A 21,994-nucleotide genomic window follows, 5' to 3' on the forward strand; every position below is an offset into this window, starting at 1 on the left:
AATTATCCAATCTTAATTGTGTTAGCATCAACAAATTTGTATTCTGGAATTTCCATATTTGTTGGAGCTGGACCTTTTCTAATTCTTCCAGAAGTATCGTAATGAGAACCATGACATGGGCAGAACCATCCATTGTAATCACCTTTTTGATCCAAAGGTACACAACCTAAGTGCGTGCATACTCCAAGCATAACAAGCCATTCTGGATTTTTTGCACGATCTTCATCTTTTTCAGGATGCTTTAAATCTTCCAACTTAACAGATTTAGCTTCAGCTATTTCCTCTTGAGTTCTTCTTCTGATAAAAACTGGCTTTCCTCTCCATAACACAGTTATCGTTTTTCCTGGATTGACCGCGCTCACATCAACCTCAGTGCTTGCTAACGCTTTTACAGAAGCATCTGGGTTCATTTGATCTATCATAGGCCAAATCACTGCACCAGCCCCAACTGCTCCAACCGCATATGTAGCTGTAAATAAAAAATCTCTTCTTTTAGTTTTCTTTTCCACTGTTTATAGGTTCTTATAATTCTATATGTTGATTTAGGTAGTTAATATATGATTACATATAATAAAAAAGTATTATTTTTCTACTGATAGAATGACACATAATCTAATTAATGATGGGCCAAAAATTGCACTATTTGAACCTGATATCCCTCAAAATACTGCTGCGATCATAAGAACTTGCGCCTGTTTGGGGGCGAAATTAGAAATAATAGAGCCTTGTGGATTTTTATTAAACGATAAGAGATTTAAAAGAGTTGTGATGGATTATATGGATGAAAAAGAGATTAGATATTATAAAAGCTCTGATCAATTTTTTGATGAGAAACAGAATCAAAGAATTATACTTATGACTACAAAAGCCTCTAGCCCATATACAAAATTTAAGTTTAAAAAAAATGATACAATTTTATTTGGAAGAGAAAGCGCAGGAGTACCTGAATTTGTGCATAAAATGATAAATAATAGGTTAAAAATTCCGATGCGAAATAATAAACGTTCTTTAAATATTTCTTCTTCTGTTGCTATAATATTGGCCGAGTGTTTAAAACAAAATGAATTAATTTAAATGGATTTAGAAATAAAACAAAAATTGACAAGTAATTGGTTTAAATCTTTGCAGGAAATGTTCTGCAAAACTATTAGTGATTTTGAAAAAAACAAGATCAGTTTTAAGTCGACTTCATGGAAGAGAAATTTAAAAAAAGATGAAGGTGGTGGTGAATATAGAATCTTAAAAGATGGAAAAATTTTTGATAAAGTAGGTGTTAATTTTTCAAAAGTTTATGGAAAATTTCCAAAAAAATTTCAACAAAATATACCTGGTGCTCAAAAAGATCCTAGGTTCTGGGCATCAGGGATATCTGTTGTAATGCATATGAAAAATCCTTTAATTCCTGCGATGCATTTTAATACTAGATATATTTGTACGACTTTTGATTGGTTCGGTGGAGGTATTGATGTTACTCCATCAAAAAAAGATAATAAAGAAAAAGAACAGTTTCACAAAACTCTAAGAGATATGTGTAATCGACATGACAAAAATTATTATAAAAAATATAAAAAATGGTGTGATGAATATTTTTATCTACCTCATAGAAAAGAGCCCCGTGGAATAGGTGGTATTTTTTTTGATTATAAAAAAAACAATTTTGAAAAAAATTTCAAATTTGTCAGAGATGTTGGTGTTACCTTTGAGACTATTTTTCAAAAAATTATAAATAAAAAAATTAAAAAAAAATGGACTTCTAAAGATAAAGAAAATCAATATATTAAAAGAGGAAGGTATGCAGAATTCAATTTACTATATGACAGGGGTACAAAATTTGGATTACAAACAGGTGGTAATGTTGAGGGAATATTAATGTCATTACCTCCTCATGCAAAATGGAAATGATATGGATAAAGAACCAATTACCTTGAATGGCTTAAATAAACTAAAAAAAGAATTAATTTTTTTAAAAGAAAAAAAAAGACCAGAAATAGTTGCCGCAATTGCTGAAGCAAGATCACACGGAGATTTAAAAGAAAACGCTGAGTATCATGCAGCAAAAGAAGAACAGTCTCACAACGAAGGTAGGATAACAGAAATAAATGATGTTATTGCAAGAGCAAATGTCATTGATGTTACTAAAATAAACAATGACGGCAAAGTAATTTTTGGTGCCACAGTATTTTTGGAAAATTTAGATACTGGTGAAAAGATAGATTATAAAATAGTTGGAAAAGATGAAGCAGATTTAAAAAAAAAACTGTTATATTTTCAATCACCGATTGGTAAAGGTCTCATTGGAAAAAATAAAAATGATCTTGTGGAAATAAATACTCCTGCTGGAGTAAAAAACTTTGAAATTAAAGACGTTAAATATCTTTAACCTTTTACAATACTATCGATTTGTTTATCAGAAATTTTGAAATTATTCCTGATCCACTCCTCCTCGATCAATTTCAGCATACTTCCCAAATGTCTTCCCTCTGGTATTTTGTATCTAGTCATCAATAAATCAGCTCCAACAGGCAAACTTGGCGTAATCTTATTTTTATATAATTCTAGTAAGCTCAACAATTTCTTATCTAATTTCTTTGTTTTTATAATCTTAAAATTTATAATATCTAATACTGCTTGCTTTCCATCATAATATAGAACTTTATTTAAGTTCACCTCATTTAAAGTTTTTGATCCATTCTTTTCATTATAAAAGTTACTAATAGCATAAGCTCTTTTTTGATCTTTTTTTGAAATATTATATTTGTACAAAAAGTATTCTAAATTGTCTGTTTCATCTATTATCATTAAAAATAAAGTAAACATAAAATCCAGATCAACAAATAGTTCTCTCTTTACTTTGATTGCATCAATAATACTTTTGATATTCTTTAGCTCTGGAAAAATTAACAATATTAGGTCGATGCTGAATTTATCTTTTGATAAATTTTCTAATTTATTTGATTTTAATAATTTTTTTAACTCATCTAATAGTCTCTCTTTAGATATAATAGAAATACCACTTATATTGATTTTTGTTAGTTTAATTATTTCCTCTTTGTGAGGCTGCTTTGAGTAATTTAAAAAAAATCTTAAGTATCTTAATATCCTTAAATAATCCTCTTTAATTCTTTTTTCAGGATTGCCAATAAAGCTAACCTGGCCTATTTCAATATCTTTTTTTCCATTATAAGGATCGAATAAATTTCCATCCAAATCAGCATAAATAGAGTTAATAGTAAAATCCCTTCTCGCAGCATCTTTTCTCCAATCTTTAGAGAATTTCACTTTAGCGTGTCTACCATCTGTAAAAATATCTTCTCTTAGAGATGTTATCTCAAACTTATGGTCATCTATGATTGCTGTAATTGTTCCATGCTCAATTCCTGACTCATAAAAATTAATATTATTTTTTTTTAAGATTTCAGTGACTTCTAAAGGATTTAAATTTGTTGCTAAATCTATATCATCAACTTTCTCATTATTTAATATTTTTCTTAAACAACCTCCCACGTACCTAATCTCACTTTCAGATGAGTGAGAATTTATAGCCTCAAAAATTTTTTTCACAGGTGTTGTTAATGAAAGTTTTTTGATATTATTCTTAAATGGGTAAAGGTTTTTTGAGCTCGAGAAAATTTTATTTAAAAAGTTTTTCATATTTGGCTGGGGCGCTAGGATTCGAACCTAGGATGCAGGTACCAAAAACCCGTGCCTTACCGCTTGGCTACGCCCCAATCTAATTTCGTATAACACAAAAAAAAGAATTTATATAGTTTTTGCAACTTTACACCAGCAATTTTTATATTTTCTACTAAATTTTTTTTTAACATCGTCGCATAATTTTTTTGATTTAAAATATGCGACAATTGCAGAACCTGATCCTGTCATTCTTACGAAACTCTTATTTGAGGATTTTTCAAGAAAATTTTTGATATTTCTTAATTTGGGAAACTTAGATAGAGAAATCGCCTCAAGAGCATTATTGAGTTTTTTCAAATTATCAAAGCTAAACATTTTCTTAGAGGGTTTATTAAATCTGGGTTTTGTGAATTTTTTTACACTCGAATATATATCTTTTGTCGAACACCCAAAACTAGGTTTAACAATAAGAACATAAAGTTTTTTGCAGTTTTTAAACTCTTTAATCTGATTATTAGATTTAAGAATTGTAAAAGTAGAATTCAGACCCAGAGCTACATCTGAACCTACTGATTTACAGATTGAACTTAATTGTCCTTTGCTGGGATTGGTAAACTTTTTCTTAATCAAATATTTCAATATATTTGCAGCATTCATTGATCCACCTCCTAATCCAGATTTTGATGGAATATGTTTGTTAACTTTTATCTCAAACTTATGACCTGTAATTAATTTTTTTTTCTCTAGAATATTTAATAACTTTGAAATTGTATTTTTCTTGTGAATATTTTTTGAATATTTTCCATTAAATGAAATAATATGTTTTTTAGATTGAATTTCTTTAATAAGAATAACATCGTATAACGAAACAAAACCTACGATACTCTCAATCTTGTGTAATCTTGAGTTTTTTCCAGTAACGTTAAGAGCTAAATTAATTTTAGCAAATGACTTTATCCTGGAATAGCTCATCTTAGAGTCCTTTAATTATTTTTGAATTTATTTTTTGTAATAATTCTTCATCTACATCCTCCATTTTAAATACACTTTTCCAAAAATACCTTGCTTGAATTTTTCTACCCAACATCCAAAGAATATCTCCATAGTGATCATTTACTATCGCATCATCTGGCATTAATTCTACAGCTCTTTTTAAATATGTTTCTGCTTTTACGTAATCTTTTGTTAAATAATAAGCCCAACCAATTGAGTCTATTATATATGGATCATTCTCTGTTAAAGAATATGCTTTCTCTAACATTTCCATTGCCTCTTTAATTTTGTAATCTCTCTCTAACCAAGAGTATGCTAAATAATTAAGAACATAAGCATCATCAGGATCAATTTCTAAAGAAGAAAGCATGTCTCTATCCGCTTCTTTATAATTTCCCATTCGTTCATTGCTCGCTCCTCTTCTATAAAATAAATCTGATTTAACTTCCAAATCGTCGCTGACTATTCCTAGGACAATTGTGTAATATTTTATAGCTTGTTCGTACTCTTTTGCATTTTTATAAAAATTAGCAATATCAAATAAGATTTTTTCATTTGGTTTTTCAATTTTTTCAAAATTAGACTTAATAAATTTTAATGAGTCTTTTGTGCTACTTTCTTTTGAAATAATTTGAGCTTCTTTTTTTAATCTATACCAATAATAGAAATCATCTTCTTTTTCAAATTTTTGTAAAATTTTTTTAACTCGATCAAATTCTTCATTTGAATATAGATTTTCAGCGACTAATGATAAATTATAGTGAAATTTTGGATTTAAATAATTAGATAAATATGAATAAAAGTTAGAATTTATAAAATCATCTTGAGAAGAATGTAAATTAGATATTAAAAATAAAAATTCACTTATTAAGTCATTATGGTTTTTGCATGAAAAAATGGAGTTCATTTTTCTTTCATTGCCTTTTTCAATCCAACTTTTTCCTTGAGACAAAAGTAAAGAAGTATTGATAAATTTAATGTTATCAGTTATTTTTTTTGCTTCCTCTATTTGGTTATTTTCAATTAAATACGCTAAGTAAAAAAAAGTATACCTAGTTAAGTCTGCATCGTCATTACCAACCAGCTTAGAGAAAAAAGTTTTGGTTTTTGCATCTCCTAGATAACACCTTAGAAAGGTTGTTGAAATTATTGATAGATTTCCATAATTTTTTATATCATTGGGTAATCTTTTTTCTTTGAATACAAAAATATAGTCTCTCAAATTATCTAAAATTGCTGAGTTAAATCGGTTGAGTTTAATGTATTTTTTAGACTTAGATATGTAATCCAATGCCTTTGAAAAATCCTCTCGTCTTATACTGTCTATTGTTAATAATAAGTATTTTTCAAAAAATTCTGATTTATTTTTATTTTGTTTAACAATATTTATAGCTTGATTTACTTTATTTTCTAAGACTAGAGAGTAAACATATCTCTTTAAATAGGGCTCGTGTTTATTTAATAAAATCTTTGAAGTATTAAAAAAATTTAACGCTTTTGAGTTATTTTTATTTTCAAATGCTACAATTCCAGAAAAATATTTTGATAAGTTTCTGGAGTCAAAATCCTCAAAACTAGCACTTTTAGAATGCAAGGGATTTTGATAAAGTAAAAATAATATCAACAAAAATTTTAAATTTTTGACAAACATAATTGCACTTTATGACTAAAAAGATGTTAAATCAAAATGCCAAATATGATCAAAGATTTTTAGATAAAGTAGAGCCAAAATTTGAATTTAGTAATAAACCAATAAATAGACTTAAAATTGCAAAGGAAAATAGCGTTCAAAATAAAACAGGGAAAGAAGAGAGAATATTAAGACTAAAGAAAAAAATTAATTCAATTGAAGATTGTAATTTAAAAAATAATTCTAAAAATCTAGTTATGGGAGATGGTGACATAAATAGTCCAATAATGTTAATTGGAGAAGCTCCTGATGAAAAAGAGGACTTGGAAGCTAAAACATTTTGTGGAGATGTTGGTGTACTTTTAAACAAGATGCTTTTAGCAATTAAAATTAAAAGAGAGAAAGTATACTCTACTTACTCAATAAATTTTAGACCACCTAATGATAGAAAGCCAACTACTCAAGAGATAAGGCGATATTCAAATTTTCTAAAAGAACATATTTCAATTATAGATCCTAAAATTTTGATATTGATGGGTACCACTGCAATGGAAGCAGTAACGGGTCTTGGTAATCAAATTTCAAATGAAAGAGGAAATTGGAAAGAAATCATAATTGGAAACAAAACAATTCCCGTAATTATCACTTTTAATCCATCTTATTTAATTAGGTATCCAGATAAAAAGAAATTCTCATGGGAGGACCTTAAAAAAATAAGAAAAAAAGTAGAAGATTTAAATATTATAATTTAATGAAAATAATTGCTGGTGTAGATGAAGTTGGTCGAGGAAGTTTGGTTGGACCAGTCTATGCAGCTGCAGTTATTTTAAAAAAATCTATAAATACAAAATTACTAAAAGACTCAAAAAGTATATCGAGCTCTAAACGGAAAGTCTTATTTAGCCATATTAAAAAAAATTCAATTTGGGCAATTGGAAAGGCATCATTGAAAGAAATTGAACAATTAAATATTTTAAATGCCAGTTTATTAGCAATGAAAAGAGCAATCAAAAAACTGAAGAAAAAACCTTCACACGTATTAATTGATGGAAATAAATTGCCTGAATTAAAAAATTACAAACTTAAATCTATAATTAAAGGTGACCAAAAAATTCCATCTATTTCTGCAGCATCAATTATTGCTAAAGTTACACGTGATAAAATGATCTCAAATTTAAGTAAAAAGTTTAAAGGCTATAGTTGGCAAAAAAATTTTGGATATGGTACTAGTCAACATTTAAAAGCCATAAAAGTTTTAGGGATTACAAAGCATCACAGGAAAAACTTTTCTCCTATAAATAGATTAAAATAGTTTTCACGTAAAAACACAATATGTAGTTATCGCCATGATAAGTCATACAAAACGAGTCTAAATAATTCAATCATAGGTTGACCCAAGAATCTTTTTGGAGTCTAATTTATTTTTTCAAAATGAATTTAGGTTTTAAAAATAAATTAATTAACGGAGATAGCCTTAAAGAGCTAAAAAAAATTCCTGATGAGACTTTTGATTTAATTTTTGCTGACCCTCCTTACAATCTACAATTAAAAAGTGAATTAACAAGACCAGATAGATCTAAAGTAAGTGCAGTAAATGATAAATGGGATCAATTTGAAAATTTTAAAAAGTATGATGACTTTACTTATTCATGGTTAAGTGAATGTAAAAGAATTTTAAAAAAAAATGGAGCTATTTGGGTAATTGGTAGTTACCATAACATTTTTAGAGTTGGAACAGCTATTCAAAATTTAGGTTTATGGATTTTAAATGACGTCATTTGGAATAAAAAAAACCCCATGCCAAATTTTAGAGGAACGCGCTTTACAAACGCCCACGAAACTTTAATTTGGGCATCTAAGTCTGAAAAATCAAAATACACTTTTAACTATCAATCCTTAAAATGTTTAAATGATGATCTTCAAATGAGATCTAACTGGGAATTACCGATTTGTAATGGTTCTGAAAGACTAAAAAAGAATGGTAAAAAAGTGCATTCTACCCAAAAACCTGAGGCACTACTTCACAGAATTTTATTAGCAACGACAAATAAAAATGATTTTGTTTTAGATCCTTTTTTAGGATCAGGAACAACAGCAACTGTTGCAAAAAAATTAGGTAGAAATTATTACGGGATTGAAAAAGAAAAAACCTATTTTAAAGCTGCTGAACAAAGATTAAGGAAAGCAAAACCTATAGAAGATGATTATTTAGATACTTTGCAAAATGGTAGATCTAAACCGAGAATACCTTTTGGATCATTGGTTGAATTAGGAATAATTAAACCAGGCACTACTATTTTTGATAATAAAAAGAAAATCAGTGCAAAAATTATGGCTGATGGCAGTATCAAACATGCTCAAACTGAAGGCTCAATCCATAAAGTAGCAGCTACAATTTTAGGTGCTGAAAGCTGTAATGGATGGACCTATTGGCATTATAATTTGAATGGAAACGCAGTTCCTATCGATCATTTAAGACAAAGATTAATTTCTAATAGTTAGTTTTTATATATTTTGCCCAAATAGCCCTCTAAAAACTTTTTGTTTTTTACTAATCTTTTCAAAAAAATATTTCTTAATAATGTTGTTAAAGGATTGGATAAATGAAAAGTAAATTGATTTAATCTTGAGCGATTATTAACCATTTTTGTTTTATTAACTCTATTTCTGAAAAAGTTACTTTCAGTATTATTCTTTATATTCTCAAATAATTCATATGCACCTTCTATTGATTGTGATGCACCTTGAGCAAATGATGGTGGTAAAGCAAAAAAAGCATCTCCTATTAAATGAATATTATTGTTTTTAACTTTGAAAAAATCATGGCTAATAAATACTGGGTATATCTTTAGATCCTTAATATTATCAAAAAATTTCTTATTTATGTCCGGAACTTTTTCTAAAATCTTTTTAATAAAAATATTGTCATTAAACAACGAGTAATTTTTTTGTTCATCCTTTAAAAATTGATATTTCATTACAGCTATAAAGTTAAAATCTCCATCAGGAGATACTGGATAAATAACATAGTGAAAATTTGAACCTAAAAACAATGAGATGTTTTTTTTATCAGCTATATTTGAAGAGCTTGGTATTATTCCTCTAATAGCTAAGGTATCATTAAATTTAGGTTTAATTTGATTTTTTGATAACAGGTTTTTACTCTTTGAAAAAACTCCATCTGAAATAATTAAATAATCAAATTCATAAGTTTCATTATTTTCAAAAGCGATTTTAATGATTTGATCTTGTTGATCTATCTTGGAAATAGTGTGGTTAAATTTTATTTCTTTTTCTAAATCCTTTTTTAAAAATTTGATAAGTGATGATCTTTTAAGAGTAGTATATTTACAATTTTTAGTATTAAAATCTGATATATTTAACTCACATATCTTATTAGAATTTTTAACTGAGTAAAAATTGATTTTGTCTGGATTAAATTTCTCATTATTTTCTAGTTTATCGAACTGAATTTTATTTAAAAGTTTGATACTGTTTACAGATAATTGAATTCCGTAACCTTCTTTCAAATCGATTAAGCTATTTCTTTCAAAGATAGTTACTTGATACCTTTCATTTCTCTTAAATAAATTCGCAATGAATAGCCCTGAAATACCAGCACCAATTACAGCTACTTTTTTCATTATTTTTTTTCTAAATATTTAACAACTTTCTTAGTGAATGTTGGAAGCATATAATTATCTAATTTTCTTTTATCAAACCAATAAGATGAGGGAAATCTTTTTGCATTTTTGAGATATTCAATTTTTATGTTCATATTCATATTTGACATTTTAAAATTAAGATTTTCGTTAAAATTTTTTGGGTTAGAAAGCTCTTCCATTGGAAAAATTGATAAATTTTTTAGAAAGTTAAATCTTGTGTTTTTTACTAACAAGTATTTTTGATTTTTTTTATAAACTTTAAGAATGAAATATTTTTCTTTATTCTTTTTTGCAATTTTAGCTAAATCAAAATCTTTCTTCTTATAAGATTTGCAATTTTTTGAGATAGGACACCCACTACATTCAGGATTTTTTGGTTTGCATATCATTGCTCCTAATTCCATTAAAGCTTGAGCATAATCGCTTGCTCTTGATGAAATTCCAAAAATAGATTTTTTTTCTATTAGATTGTCTTTTTGTATTTCCTTATCTTTTTTTAAATAAAGATATCTTTTTAAAACCCTTTCAGTGTTTCCATCTAAAGGAATATAGGATTTATTAAAAGCAATAGCTAAAATTGCATTAGCAGTGTAATTGCCGATTCCAGGTAAAGATATTAAATCCTCATAATTATTTGGAACTTCTCCATGATATTTACTAATTATGATTTTAGCAGTTTTTTTTAAATTTCTTACTCTTGAATAATATCCAAGACCCTCCCAAAGCTTTATCAATTCTCTATCTGGGATTTTTGAAAGTTTTTTAAGATTTGGAATTTTATTTATAAATCTATTAAAATAAGGAATTACCGTTACAACTTGTGTCTGCTGCAACATGAATTCACTTACCAATGTATAATAATGTTTTTTTGATTGTGAAACATTTTTTCGCCACGGTAATGTTCTCTTATTTAAATCATACCAATTAAGAATTTTTTTTGTTATTATTTGATCTTTCATATGCAATTCAAAAAATATACTAAGCAGAGAAATAGCATTCAAGGCTTAAGATCCTTTAAAGACACTTTGCCAAAAAATATCAAAAAAGTCATCAATAAGAAAGGGCACGTGTACTCCGAAACTATCAATAATTGGAAACATATTGTTGGAGAAAATTTATTTAAAGTTTGTTACCCTAAGTCTTTTAAAAATTCTAATAAGTTAGGTGTTAGCACTTTGTTAATCAATGTTAAAAGGGGGCATGAAGTTGAACTGGAATATTCAAGAAAAGATATTTTAGAAAAATTAAATAATTTATTTGGTTATTCTGTTGTTGAAAAAATTAAACTAACAAGTTTTGATGATGAAAAAATTAAACCCTCTACAAATGATGAAAGCATTTATAATGTGACAAATCATGATTATCAAAAAAAGATAAATAGTGTTAAAAATGAAAAAATAAAAGAATCTTTAATAAAGTTATCAAAAGTGTTTAAAACAAAATGAAAAAAATATTTTTAATACTAATCTTATTTTTTGGATCTATAAGTATTTTAAATGCCGAAGGAAATAGAATTATAGCAGGAAATAAGAACGCGAAGATTACAATAATCGCTTATGAATCTTTAACATGTAGTCATTGCGCAGATTTTCACAAAAATGTATATCCTCAACTCAAAAAAGATTATATCGATACTGGTTTAGTCAAAATTGAATTTAGGCACTTTCCTCTAGATGTGGCAGCTTTTAATGCATCAAAAATTTCTCAATGTAAAAGTAATGAAAGTTTGAAAATTTTAAATAGCCTTTATTCAAATCAACAGGCATGGGTCAGAGGGAAAAATGTTGAGGAAATTAATCATAATTTAAAAACATTCATTAAAAATCAAGGCTTCGATTTAGATTTTGAAAAATGTATAAATAATAAAAAAATAGAGGATTACGTGTTAAATGATCGAATCGAAGGTACTAAAAAATTTAAAGTTAATGCTACTCCTACGATTATTATTAATAATAAAAAGTTTGAGAAACCCCTTAATTATAAAAATTTAAAAAAATCGCTGGAAAAACTGATATAAACTCCTAATGGAGTTTAAAAAAATCCAATTGAATGGATTTAAATCTTTCGCCGATAAAACTAATTTCTTAATTGAAAATGGTTTAACTGGCATAGTTGGTCCTAATGGATGTGGAAAATCAAACATTGTTGAGTCCTTAAGATGGGTCATGGGAGAAACATCGGCAAAAAGTATGCGAGGATCAGGAATGGAAGATGTAATATTTTCTGGAACATCTAACAAAGCATCTAAGAATATTGCAGAGGTGTCTGTAACTGTAACTAATGAAAAAAATGAGGGACCAATTCAATATAGAGAATTAGATGAGGTAAACGTAAGAAGAAAAATAGAAAAAGATAAGGGCTCAAAATTTTATATAAATGATAAAGAAGTTAGAGCCCGTGATGCTCAAATGTTTTTTGCAGATCTATCAACTGGAGCACATTCTCCATCGATGATAAGCCAAGGTCGTATAGGTGCAATCGTTACAGCTAAACCAGCTGATAGAAGAGCAATTTTAGAAGAGGCTGCAGGGATTTCCGGATTGCATGTAAGAAGGCATGAAGCTGAATTACGACTAAACGCTGCAGAAAATAATCTTAAAAGAGCAGATGAATTAAGACGCCAACAAGAAAGACAACTTGTTAATCTTCAAAAACAAGCTGAGGAGGCAGCTAGATATAAAAATATGTCTGAAGAGATAAAAAAGATAGAGGCAGGCTTATATTATTTAAAATTATTAGAGATTGACAAAGAAATAAAAATAGAAAATGAGATTAATATTGAAGCAGAGACTGAAGTTACAGACTTTAATAATAAGATCGCAGATCTTGAAAATCTTATAAAGACTGAAACTGAAAATGTTACACCCTTAAGAGAAAAAAATATTGAAAACTTATCTAAAATACAGAGGCTTAATCTTGAGCTACAAAGTCTGGATGAAGAAAACACAAGAATACAAGATGAAATTGAAAACATAAAAAAAACACTTCAAACATTTGAAGAAGATATTGGAAGAGAAAAAGGAATAGTAATCGATGCGAACTCAAATGAAAAAAGATTAAAGGAAGAAAAAAATGAATTAATAGAAATTGACTCCAAATATTATGACACTGAAAAACAGTCTGATAATGATTTGAACACCTCTAAAGATAAATTACAAAGTGAAATTGAAAAAATTAAAGAACTTATTAATTCACAAAAAAATCAAGAAGCTATTTCGGCACTTGATAATTGTAAGCTGTTAATTGAAGCATATGCTGGGAGTTATAGTAAGAATGAAAATATAAAAAAAGAGTCTGTAAAAAGAAATGAAAGAATTAAAGTGATTGATAAAGAGATAGAAAGTTGGAAGAACCTATTATTAAATTCTGAAAAAATGGTTTCCCAGCTTACTGAAAGAAGAAGTAAATTGAATGATCAATTAAGTAAGTTAGATAATCAACCAAAATTACAGGCAGAAAAAAAAGGTCAAATAACTGAGGGGTTAAGAATTTCTGAAGAAGAAAAAAGAGAGAATGAGGAGATTATTAATTCAACAGATGAAAAGATAGAAAATTTAAGATCACAATTGAATGAAATCCAAGAGCAATCAATTCAGATTAGAGAGAGAAAAGCAAGTTCAGGTGCAACAGTTGAGGGACTAAAAAAGAGGAAAAATGATTTGATTGATAGGATTAATTCTGAATTAAATTTATCTGAGGAAAATATTTTAGAAAATTCAAATCTTTTTGGAGTTGAGGAACTGCCCGATGCTGTAAATCAAGAGGACTTGCTAGACAAAAAAAAACAAGAAAGAGAAAAACTAGGTTCGGTGAACTTAAAAGCAGATGAAGAAACAAATAAGTATGAAACTGAAATTAAAAAAATGGAGAACGATAGGGTCGATTTAGTCACAGCAATAGTAAAATTAAAAGAAAGTATCAATGAGCTTAATCAAAAAGGAAGGGAGAGATTAATTGAGGCTTTTGATAAAGTTGATAGAAAATTTAACGAGGTTTACACAAAACTATTTAATGGTGGAAGCGCCAAACTTGAATTAGTAGATGCTGATGATCCACTAGAGGCAGGACTAGAGATGTTAGTGAGTCCTCCTGGTAAGCGTCTCCAATCAATAACTTTATTATCGGGTGGAGAACAAGCGCTAACCGCGCTTTCATTAATTTTTGCGGTTTTTTTAACTAATCCATCTCCAATTTGTGTATTAGATGAAGTAGATGCACCTCTTGATGATGCGAATGTCACAAGATTTTGTAGTTTACTTGATGAACTTACAAAAATTACTGACACAAAATTTATAATTGTTACCCACCATGCTTTAACAATGTCTAAAATGAACAGACTATATGGAGTTACAATGCCAGAGAAAGGTATTAGCCAACTTGTAGCTGTTGATCTTCAAAAAGCAGAAAGTATGGTTGCCTAATAAAGCTGATTTTAAAATGTCTAAAGATCCATTTAAAACTCGCTTAGAAATTGCAAAAAAAAAGGCTTTTGAGAGAGAAAATAAGAAAAAACATAATCCCTCTCCCATTGGTAATGCTTTTAAATTAAGCACTGAGCTGGTTTCTGCAGTAGCTGTAGGGACAATTATTGGGTTTATTTTAGACAAGACCTTTGGTACTAAACCCTGGTTAATTTTAATATTTTTTTTTGTAGGTGTAATTGCTGGAATAATGAATGTAATTAAATCTGCAAAAAAAATGCAAAAATAGATCGAAAAAAATATGGCTGCAAATCCAATGACACAATTCGAGGTCTATAGAATTGGTCCTGAAATTAAAGTAGGTGCTTTTGATATTTCATTCACAAACGCCAGTTTGTTTATGATCATAAGTTCGCTAGCTATTTTAATTATATTTAACCTCGGATCAAAAAAAAATTCATTACTACCAAATAAAATTCAGTTGTTAGCTGAATTAAGTTATACATTTGTTTCAAAAATGATTAGTGATACGGCAGGCTCTAAGGCTAAACCTTATTTTTCTTTTATATTCTCTTTATTCATGTTTGTCCTTTTTTGTAACATGTTTGGCATGATTCCTTACACCTTTACAGTTACAAGTCATATTATTGTTACTTTTGTGTTAGCAGCTTTTATTTTTATTGGTGTAACAATAATTGGTTTTATAAAACACGGTATGGGCTATCTTAAATTATTTGTACCGAGTGGAGTTCCTATAGTGCTATTACCATTAATTGTAATTATTGAGATTATCTCATATTTAAGTAGACCTATAAGTTTATCCGTCAGACTCTTTGCTAACATGATGGCGGGTCACACAATGATGAAAGTATTCGGAGGCTTTGTAATAAGTCTTGGGGTAGTCGGTGGATGGCTTCCACTGAGTTTTTCGGTTGCTTTAACTGGCCTGGAGATATTAGTTGCTTTTCTTCAAGCATATGTTTTTGCAATTTTAACCTGCATCTATTTAAATGATGCATTAAACTTACACCATTAATTAACAGAGGAGGATATAATGGAATTAGAAGCAGCAAAAATGATCGGAGCTGGTTTAGCGGCAATTGCCCTAGCTGGTGCCGGTGTTGGTATAGGTATTATTTTTGGTAATTATCTATCAGGTGCGATGAGAAACCCATCTGCAGCGCAAAAACAGTTTCCTAATTTGCTTTTAGGGTTTGCCCTAGCAGAAGCAACTGGTTTGTTTGGATTGGTAGTAGCGTTAATCATTCTTTTTGCATTTTAGATAGATGGTTAAAAAAATATTTTTTCAGTTAATATTTTTTAATCTCTTTTTTTTAAAAGAGGTTTTTGCAGCTGAAAGTGGAGGTATGCCTCAATTAAATCCAGAATTTTGGATTTCACAAATTTTTTGGTTAACACTTACTTTTGGTATTTTGTACATTGTATTATCTAAACTGATACTACCTAAGATAAGTGCAAACCTTGAATTAAGAAAATCGCAAATACAAGAAAATATTGAGGCAGCAGAAAAGCAGAGAGAAAGTAGTGAAGCCAAGCTCAAAGAGTACGATAATATTATTTCAAAAAGTAAATTAGAAGCTAATAACATTTTTAAAGAAGCTAGAGAAAATGTGCTTAAAGAAATAAATGTAAAAAAGGAAACTTTAGATAAACAAATTGATGAGGAAATAAAGAAAGTTGAGCAAGAGATAAATTTACTAAGAAAAGGCGCTTCAGAGAAAATTAATAAAATTGCAATCGAAACTACTTCAGAGTTACTAGTGAAATTAATCGGTACGGAAGTTAATAATAGTAGTATTTCCGCAATCGTAGATGATTTATCTAAAAGAAACGGGGATAAATATTATGGCAATTGATGCAACATTTTGGGTAGCTGTATCGTTTATTATTTTCTTTGGAGGATTAATATATCTTAAGGTTCCACAAAAAATAAATGAAATACTAAACAAATTAATTTCAGATATCAAAAATGAAATTGATGAAAGTGAAAAGCTAAGAACAGAAGCTAAAACTTTATTGGATAATGCTCAAAAAAAACTCGATACAGCTCAATCAGTTAGTAAGGAAATATTGGCACAAGCGAAAAAAGACAGTGATAATCTTATTATTGAATTGAATGATAAATTTCATAAATCTTCAGAAATTAAAAAAAATTCAGCAGAAAATAAGATCAATCAAATGAAAGACGCGGCAATAAAAGAAATAAAAGATGCTTCAATTAAAGTTGCGGTAGATTCAGTTAAAAAGATAATTACAACATCGGTTGACAAGTCCAAGCTTGATAACTTGTTTCAAAAAAATTTGGATGAAACAAAAGAAGAGTTAAAAAAAATCAACTCATAATACTCTTACAATTTTACAAAAAAGACTATAAATTATATAGATGAATTCCATTGTTATAGGTTCAGGATTTGGAGGAATAGCTGCAGCTTTGCGGCTTAAAGCTAAACGGCATAAAGTTACTTTAATCGAAAAACATCGAGATCTTGGAGGAAGAGCTAGAGTATTTCAAAAAAATGGTTTCATTTACGATGGTGGACCAACAGTAATAACTGCTCCATATTTGATAAATGAATTATTTGAATTATTTCAAAAAAAACCAGAAGATTATATAAAACTCACTCCACTAAAAGTTTGGTATCAATTCATTTTCGAAGACAAATCAAAATTTAATTACTCTGGGGACGAGCTAGAGATGAAAAAACAAATAAAAGAGATAAATGAAAAAGATGTCAAGGGTTATGAAAAATTAGTCAACTTTACAAAAAAAATTTTTGATAAAGGTTTCACGGAACTTGCTGCTGTACCCTTTGATAAACCATTTGTTATGATGCAGCAATTGCCAGCACTACTAAAACTAAAAAGTTATAAATCTGTTTATTCTTTGGTCTCCTCATATATAGAAAATGAAAAATTAAGGAGAATGCTTAGTATGCACCCATTATTAGTTGGGGGAAATCCTTTTACTACAACTTCAATTTATGGATTAATCTTATACCTAGAAAAAAAATGGGGTATTCATTACTCAATGGGTGGAACGGGAAATATAATCAAAGGTTTTGAAAAATTAATGGATGAGGTTGGAATTAAAATAATTAAAGGTCACGAAGTTACCAAAATTATTTCAAACAAAAAAAAAATTACCGGTATTCAATTAGATGATAAAACAATAATAGAATCTAATAATGTAATTTGTAATGCTGATCCTCCTGCTGTTTACGAGAAAATGTTAAATGGGAATAAAAGTAATTCATTACTTTTTAGATGGAAAAAAAACCGAATGGAATATTCAATGGGATTATTTGTCTATTACTTTGGTACCAAAAAAAAATACGATAATGTTGAGCACCATACTATTAAGTTTGGAAACAAATATAAAGAACATCTAGAAGACATTTTCAATAACAAAAAATTGAACGATGATATTAGTTATTATCTTCACAGACCCTCTGCAACCGATAAAACTATGGCTCCGGAAGGTAAAGATTGCTTTTATGTTTTAGTCCCAGTGCCAAATAATCAATCAAAAATCGACTGGTCTGTTGAGGGAGAAAAAATGAAAAATTTGGTTATTGATAAAATGCAAAATGATTTAATGCCAGATCTCAAAAATAATATTGTAGAAGATTTTTATTTAACCCCTGATTACTTTGAAAGAGATTTAAATACAAAATATGGTTCAGGTTTTTCAATCCAGCCAAAATTTTCTCAATCTGCATATTTTAGATTCCACAATAAATCAGAAATATACAAAGGACTTTATTTTGTTGGTGCAGGAACCCATCCTGGAGCAGGTGTACCTGGAGTGCTTTCGTCAGCAAAGGTATTAGAAAAGATTTTATGATGTCTGATAAAGATTACTTGTCAGTTTATGCAAAATCTTTTAATTGGGCTGGTTTTTTTTTACCTAAAAAAACATATAAAAAATGCTCTGCGTTGTATGATTTTTGTAGAGTTGCTGACAATATTGCAGACGATGAAGAAAAATTAGAAGTTAAAAAAATTAAATTCAAACAATTTAAAGAAGATTTTGTTCAAAAGAATTTTGATAATCAAATTGTTAAAAATATGTGGGGCCTTATTGATGAATTTAAAATTTCAGTAAAGATTATCGAAGATCTATTGGATGGTATAAATTCAGATATAAAAGATAAAGTGATATTAAATTCAAAAAAAGACCTTTTAATTTATTCTTACAGAGTTGCTGGAACTGTTGGTTTAATGATGGCAAAAATTTTAAAAGTTAATAAAAAAAGCTCACTTAAATCAGCTATTGATCTCGGTATCGCAATGCAACTTACAAATATATCAAGAGATGTAATTGAAGATTCAAAAATAAATAGATTTTATATAAATAAAAATTTTGATGAAATTACATCAATTATAGATCTTGCAGATACCTTTTATAAGAATTCCTTTTATTCTATAAAAGACATTCCAATAAGTTTTAGATTTTCAATTTTAGTCGCAAGAAGGATCTATCGAAAAATAGGCTATAATATTCTAAATAAAAAAACGTTTGAAAATTATGAAAATTCTGGAAAAATTTATGTATCCAATATTGAAAAGAGTATAGAGACTATTTTTGCAATTTTTGATCTTATAAAATTATCTCTAACCAGAATTAAAGAAGATCAAATTCAACATGATCATTTTTTAATTAATGAGGAAATAAATCTAGATGAAAGAATTTGACTATGTTATTATTGGTGGAGGCTGTGCTGGTTTATCTTTAGCATATGAATTGGAAATTCATGAAAAGCTTAAAGATAAAACTTTGGCGATCATAGAGCCAAGAGATGAATACAAAAGAGACAAAACTTGGTCTTTTTGGAAAGTAACATCTCACAATTTTGATGATTGTGTAAAAAAAAATTGGGAAAATTTTTCAATTAATATTCCTAAAAAGATTAACTATTTGCAGTGTAAAAGTTCTCCATATCAAAGTATTGACAGTGGTTTATTCTATGAAAAAATTAACAACAAACTAAATGAAAATAAAAATATTTCCTACTTTAAAGATATCAGTGAAATTAGTTTAAAAAATTCCTTTATTTTTAATAGTGTACCATTCATTAAAAAAGATTATCGAAATCTTTGGCAACATTTTTGTGGAGTGGAAATCGAAACTAAAAATAATTTTTTTGATGATGAAATTTTTAACCTTATGGATTTTGATTGTGATCAAAGGGAAAGTGTTCATTTTTTTTATACCTTACCCTACTCAAAAAATACTGCTTTAGTTGAAACCACTTGGTTGTCTAAAATTAATGACAATTCTCAAAAAGATTATGACAAACAGATAAAAGATTACATTGAAAATAATCTAAATTTGAAAGATTACAGGATAATTTATAAAGAGGAAGGGGCGATACCTTTATTTTACCCAATTGATAAGAATGAAAAAAATAAAATAAATATTGGAACTGCTGGTGGTATGACTAGATTAAGCACAGGTTATACTTTTCTTAATATTCAAGAACATAGTAAATATATTAGAGAAAATATTGAAAATATTGCTAATGTTAAAAAATATAAAATAAGCACCAAATATCAATTTTTAGATGAAATATTTTTAAGAGTTCTTGAAAAACATCCAGAAAAAATGTCCGATATATTCTTTAAAATGTTTAAGGCTTCACCAAAGACTGTTATAAAATTTTTGTCCAATAAAAGCAATTTTTTCGAAGATTTGTCTATTATTTTAAGAATGCCTAAATTGACTTTTATTAAAGCATTATTTTATTAATAGAATTTTAAAATGAATAACAGATCAAAAAAAATAAATTTCAATCATTCTTTCATTTTTTTCTTAGTTTGTAATATTTTTTCATTGATAGCCTTAAAGTTTAACAGTTTGACGATTTCACCATTTATTTGTTTGTTATTAATTTTAAGTATCGGTATATCTCATGGATCACTCGACAATGTAAAAGGAAGAAAACTTTTTCAAATTTTTGAAATTAAAAAATTTTATATTTTTTACTTGGCATATATTTTAATAGCCATAATAGTTATAATTTTATGGATACTCATACCATCAGTTTCCTTAATTATTTTTTTAATGGTTGCCTCATATCATTTTGGGAAAGAAGACACTCAATTTTTAATAGTTGAAAACTCTTATTACAACCAATTTTTATTTTTATTAAAAGGTTCTTTAATAGTTTTTGCACCAATGTATTTCCATTTCGATGAGACAATATCAATATTCAGATTGCTATTAATTGAAAATGAAAATTTCTATAATTTTTTAGATTTAGTGGAGTCTAAAAAGATATTGTTATATTGTATTATTCTATCAACTTTTGCAAACATTCTACTATTTACAAAAAATTTTGAGCTAAAAAAATTCACAATATTTTTAGATTATTTTTCAATTCTAATAATAAATTATTATTTTTCTCCATTAGTAGCTTTTACAATTTATTTCTGCTTTTTACACTCTGTAAGACATAGTATCTCATTAATATCTGAATTAGACAGGGATGACCTTAGTAATGGATTTAAAATCTTTGTAAAAAAAGCTTTGCCACTAACAATCATTACAGCTATTTTTTGTGCAATTGGCCTTTATTTACTAAATAATACTTACAATTTAGAAAGTTCAACTCTCAAAATTATATTTATAGGTTTGGCGTCTTTGACCTTTCCACATATATTGCTTGAGTATTTGATTGAAAAAAATGAAAAATAAACATTTGAAAATATTACTTTCCGCACCAAGAGGTTTTTGTGCAGGTGTTGAGAGAGCTATAGAAATTGTAGAAAAATCAATCAAAAAATTTGGTGCTCCAGTTTATGTTCGCCATGAAATTGTGCATAATAAATATGTAGTCGACGATTTAAAAAATAAGGGTGCCATCTTTGTTGAGGAGCTCGAGGAGATAAAAGATAAAACAAGGCCAGTTATTTTTTCTGCACATGGTGTTCCAAAAAAAATACCGGAAGATGCTAAAAACTATAACATGACTTATGTAGATGCTACATGTCCATTGGTATCCAAAGTACATAGAGAAGCAGAAAATTTACATAAAGCTGGGTATCATTTAATTTTGATAGGACATCAAAATCACCCTGAAGTAATTGGTACCATGGGTCAATTACCAGATGGATCAATTGATCTTGTTCAAAATGAGGATGAGGCTAAGAAATATAAACCTCAAAACAACAAAAAAATTTCATATGTAACTCAAACAACGCTATCAGTAGATGATACAAAAGATATAATTCAAATTTTAAAAAATAGATTTCCTAATATTAAAGAACCAATGAAAGAAGATATTTGCTACGCCACAACAAATAGACAATTGGCTGTAAAAAATATTGCAAAAAAATGTGATTTATTTTTTGTAATTGGTAGTAGAAATTCCTCTAATTCAGTTAGATTAGTAGAGGTTGCAAAAAAATCTGGCTGCTCTAAATCGCTATTAATTCATTCACAAAGTGAAATACCATTCGATTTGATTAACAACTCAAATATAATTGGAATTTCCTCTGGGGCTTCCGCACCAGAAATTTTGGTCAATAATTTTATAGATGAGCTAAAAAATAAATTTACAGTCAGTATAGATGAGGTAGAGGTAATTAAAGAAAACGTTGTTTTCAAAGCACCAAAAAAATTAAACTAA

General features: G+C 28.0%; 25 protein-coding genes and 1 tRNA gene. 19 read left to right on the forward strand and 7 right to left on the reverse strand.

Translation table 11 applies throughout. The features are described from left to right. Window positions 1-2 precede the first annotated feature (2 nt). Window positions 3-509 carry a ubiquinol-cytochrome c reductase iron-sulfur subunit gene (gene petA, locus ACTT9C_RS01215; RefSeq protein ID WP_440922686.1) on the reverse strand — a complete coding sequence of 169 codons (507 nt, stop codon included), beginning with the start codon at window positions 507-509 and terminating at the stop codon, window positions 3-5. 91 nt (window positions 510-600) lie between these two features. Between petA and ACTT9C_RS01220 the strand changes: the two genes are divergently transcribed. From ACTT9C_RS01220 to greA, 3 genes are read left to right on the forward strand one after another with little or no spacing between them, the layout of a single operon-like run. Further along, window positions 601-1,074, forward strand: coding sequence for a tRNA (cytidine(34)-2'-O)-methyltransferase (locus ACTT9C_RS01220; protein WP_440922687.1), 474 nt, complete (start codon window positions 601-603; stop codon window positions 1,072-1,074). Next, window positions 1,075-1,902 carry an oxygen-dependent coproporphyrinogen oxidase gene (hemF, locus tag ACTT9C_RS01225; RefSeq protein ID WP_440922688.1) on the forward strand — a complete coding sequence of 276 codons (828 nt, stop codon included), beginning with the start codon at window positions 1,075-1,077 and terminating at the stop codon, window positions 1,900-1,902. Window position 1,903: 1 nt separating this feature from the next. After that, on the forward strand, window positions 1,904-2,380 hold the full coding sequence (gene greA, locus ACTT9C_RS01230; protein ID WP_440923115.1) for a transcription elongation factor GreA: 477 nt from the start codon (window positions 1,904-1,906) through the stop codon (window positions 2,378-2,380). Here the strand turns inward: greA and ACTT9C_RS01235 are convergent. The 4 genes from ACTT9C_RS01235 to ACTT9C_RS01250 form a co-directional block, all read right to left on the reverse strand. Next, a complete protein-coding gene (locus tag ACTT9C_RS01235; RefSeq protein WP_440922689.1) occupies window positions 2,377-3,651 on the reverse strand; it encodes a CCA tRNA nucleotidyltransferase in 1,275 nt (424 codons plus the stop codon). The two genes, greA and ACTT9C_RS01235, sit on opposite strands and share 4 nt — an antisense overlap. A 3-nt stretch (window positions 3,652-3,654) precedes the next feature. Continuing rightward, window positions 3,655-3,728: transfer RNA gene (locus ACTT9C_RS01240), tRNA-Gln, on the reverse strand. A gap of 31 nt (window positions 3,729-3,759) precedes the next feature. Continuing rightward, entirely contained in the window at window positions 3,760-4,605 is an 846-nt protein-coding gene (locus tag ACTT9C_RS01245) for a 4-(cytidine 5'-diphospho)-2-C-methyl-D-erythritol kinase (protein WP_440922690.1), read from the reverse strand. A 1-nt stretch (window position 4,606) separates the two neighbouring features. After that, window positions 4,607-6,277 carry a tetratricopeptide repeat protein gene (locus ACTT9C_RS01250; protein WP_440922691.1) on the reverse strand — a complete coding sequence of 557 codons (1,671 nt, stop codon included), beginning with the start codon at window positions 6,275-6,277 and terminating at the stop codon, window positions 4,607-4,609. A gap of 11 nt (window positions 6,278-6,288) precedes the next feature. Between ACTT9C_RS01250 and ACTT9C_RS01255 the strand changes: the two genes are divergently transcribed. From ACTT9C_RS01255 to ACTT9C_RS01265, 3 genes are all read left to right on the forward strand, one after another. Continuing rightward, window positions 6,289-7,008, forward strand: a complete 720-nt coding sequence (locus tag ACTT9C_RS01255; RefSeq protein ID WP_440922692.1) for a uracil-DNA glycosylase — start codon at window positions 6,289-6,291, stop codon at window positions 7,006-7,008. Continuing rightward, complete coding sequence (locus ACTT9C_RS01260; RefSeq protein ID WP_440922693.1) at window positions 7,008-7,568, forward strand: ribonuclease HII; 561 nt, start codon at window positions 7,008-7,010, stop codon at window positions 7,566-7,568. Before ACTT9C_RS01255 ends, ACTT9C_RS01260 begins: the two co-directional genes overlap by 1 nt. 119 nt (window positions 7,569-7,687) lie before the next feature. Then, on the forward strand, window positions 7,688-8,758 hold the full coding sequence (locus ACTT9C_RS01265) for a site-specific DNA-methyltransferase (protein ID WP_440922694.1): 1,071 nt from the start codon (window positions 7,688-7,690) through the stop codon (window positions 8,756-8,758). On the opposite strand, the gene ACTT9C_RS01270 is transcribed toward ACTT9C_RS01265, so the two are convergent. Then, the gene (locus ACTT9C_RS01270; RefSeq protein ID WP_440922695.1) at window positions 8,755-9,900 is read right to left on the reverse strand and encodes an FAD-dependent monooxygenase; all 1,146 of its coding nucleotides are present in this window, start codon (window positions 9,898-9,900) and stop codon (window positions 8,755-8,757) included. The two genes, ACTT9C_RS01265 and ACTT9C_RS01270, sit on opposite strands and share 4 nt — an antisense overlap. After that, the gene (locus tag ACTT9C_RS01275; RefSeq protein WP_440922696.1) at window positions 9,900-10,880 is read right to left on the reverse strand and encodes an A/G-specific adenine glycosylase; all 981 of its coding nucleotides are present in this window, start codon (window positions 10,878-10,880) and stop codon (window positions 9,900-9,902) included. Before ACTT9C_RS01275 ends, ACTT9C_RS01270 begins: the two co-directional genes overlap by 1 nt. Here ACTT9C_RS01275 and ACTT9C_RS01280 point away from each other — a divergent pair, their 5' ends adjacent. The 13 genes from ACTT9C_RS01280 to ispH are packed head-to-tail and all read left to right on the forward strand — an operon-like array spanning window position 10,881 to window position 21,994. After that, on the forward strand, window positions 10,881-11,366 hold the full coding sequence (locus ACTT9C_RS01280; protein ID WP_440922697.1) for a DUF721 domain-containing protein: 486 nt from the start codon (window positions 10,881-10,883) through the stop codon (window positions 11,364-11,366). Then, the gene (locus ACTT9C_RS01285; RefSeq protein ID WP_440922698.1) at window positions 11,363-11,938 is read left to right on the forward strand and encodes a thioredoxin domain-containing protein; all 576 of its coding nucleotides are present in this window, start codon (window positions 11,363-11,365) and stop codon (window positions 11,936-11,938) included. Before ACTT9C_RS01280 ends, ACTT9C_RS01285 begins: the two co-directional genes overlap by 4 nt. Window positions 11,939-11,945: 7 nt before the next feature. After that, window positions 11,946-14,342: a chromosome segregation SMC family protein gene (locus ACTT9C_RS01290; protein ID WP_440922699.1), complete on the forward strand. Its 2,397-nt coding sequence runs from the start codon at window positions 11,946-11,948 to the stop codon at window positions 14,340-14,342. Between the two features lie 16 nt (window positions 14,343-14,358). Beyond that, on the forward strand, window positions 14,359-14,631 hold the full coding sequence (locus ACTT9C_RS01295) for an AtpZ/AtpI family protein (protein WP_440922700.1): 273 nt from the start codon (window positions 14,359-14,361) through the stop codon (window positions 14,629-14,631). A gap of 12 nt (window positions 14,632-14,643) precedes the next feature. Continuing rightward, window positions 14,644-15,378: a F0F1 ATP synthase subunit A gene (locus tag ACTT9C_RS01300; RefSeq protein WP_440922701.1), complete on the forward strand. Its 735-nt coding sequence runs from the start codon at window positions 14,644-14,646 to the stop codon at window positions 15,376-15,378. 18 nt (window positions 15,379-15,396) lie between these two features. Then, the gene (locus ACTT9C_RS01305; RefSeq protein WP_006997791.1) at window positions 15,397-15,624 is read left to right on the forward strand and encodes a F0F1 ATP synthase subunit C; all 228 of its coding nucleotides are present in this window, start codon (window positions 15,397-15,399) and stop codon (window positions 15,622-15,624) included. A 4-nt stretch (window positions 15,625-15,628) separates the two neighbouring features. Next, window positions 15,629-16,219, forward strand: a complete 591-nt coding sequence (locus ACTT9C_RS01310) for a F0F1 ATP synthase subunit B family protein (protein WP_440922702.1) — start codon at window positions 15,629-15,631, stop codon at window positions 16,217-16,219. Further along, the gene (locus ACTT9C_RS01315; RefSeq protein WP_440922703.1) at window positions 16,209-16,706 is read left to right on the forward strand and encodes a F0F1 ATP synthase subunit B family protein; all 498 of its coding nucleotides are present in this window, start codon (window positions 16,209-16,211) and stop codon (window positions 16,704-16,706) included. The genes ACTT9C_RS01310 and ACTT9C_RS01315 overlap by 11 nt, the downstream gene beginning before the upstream one ends. 40 nt (window positions 16,707-16,746) lie before the next feature. After that, window positions 16,747-18,207, forward strand: coding sequence for a phytoene desaturase family protein (gene crtI / locus ACTT9C_RS01320; RefSeq protein WP_440922704.1), 1,461 nt, complete (start codon window positions 16,747-16,749; stop codon window positions 18,205-18,207). Continuing rightward, entirely contained in the window at window positions 18,207-19,058 is an 852-nt protein-coding gene (locus ACTT9C_RS01325) for a phytoene/squalene synthase family protein (protein ID WP_440922705.1), read from the forward strand. Before crtI ends, ACTT9C_RS01325 begins: the two co-directional genes overlap by 1 nt. Beyond that, the gene (locus ACTT9C_RS01330; protein ID WP_440922706.1) at window positions 19,045-20,112 is read left to right on the forward strand and encodes a lycopene cyclase family protein; all 1,068 of its coding nucleotides are present in this window, start codon (window positions 19,045-19,047) and stop codon (window positions 20,110-20,112) included. The genes ACTT9C_RS01325 and ACTT9C_RS01330 overlap by 14 nt, the downstream gene beginning before the upstream one ends. A 12-nt stretch (window positions 20,113-20,124) precedes the next feature. Continuing rightward, window positions 20,125-21,060, forward strand: a complete 936-nt coding sequence (locus tag ACTT9C_RS01335; RefSeq protein ID WP_440922707.1) for a Brp/Blh family beta-carotene 15,15'-dioxygenase — start codon at window positions 20,125-20,127, stop codon at window positions 21,058-21,060. Beyond that, entirely contained in the window at window positions 21,050-21,994 is a 945-nt protein-coding gene (gene ispH, locus ACTT9C_RS01340) for a 4-hydroxy-3-methylbut-2-enyl diphosphate reductase (protein WP_440922708.1), read from the forward strand. The genes ACTT9C_RS01335 and ispH overlap by 11 nt, the downstream gene beginning before the upstream one ends.

Source organism: Candidatus Pelagibacter sp. (assembly GCF_052049575.1).
Taxonomy (GTDB): domain Bacteria; phylum Pseudomonadota; class Alphaproteobacteria; order Pelagibacterales; family Pelagibacteraceae; genus Pelagibacter.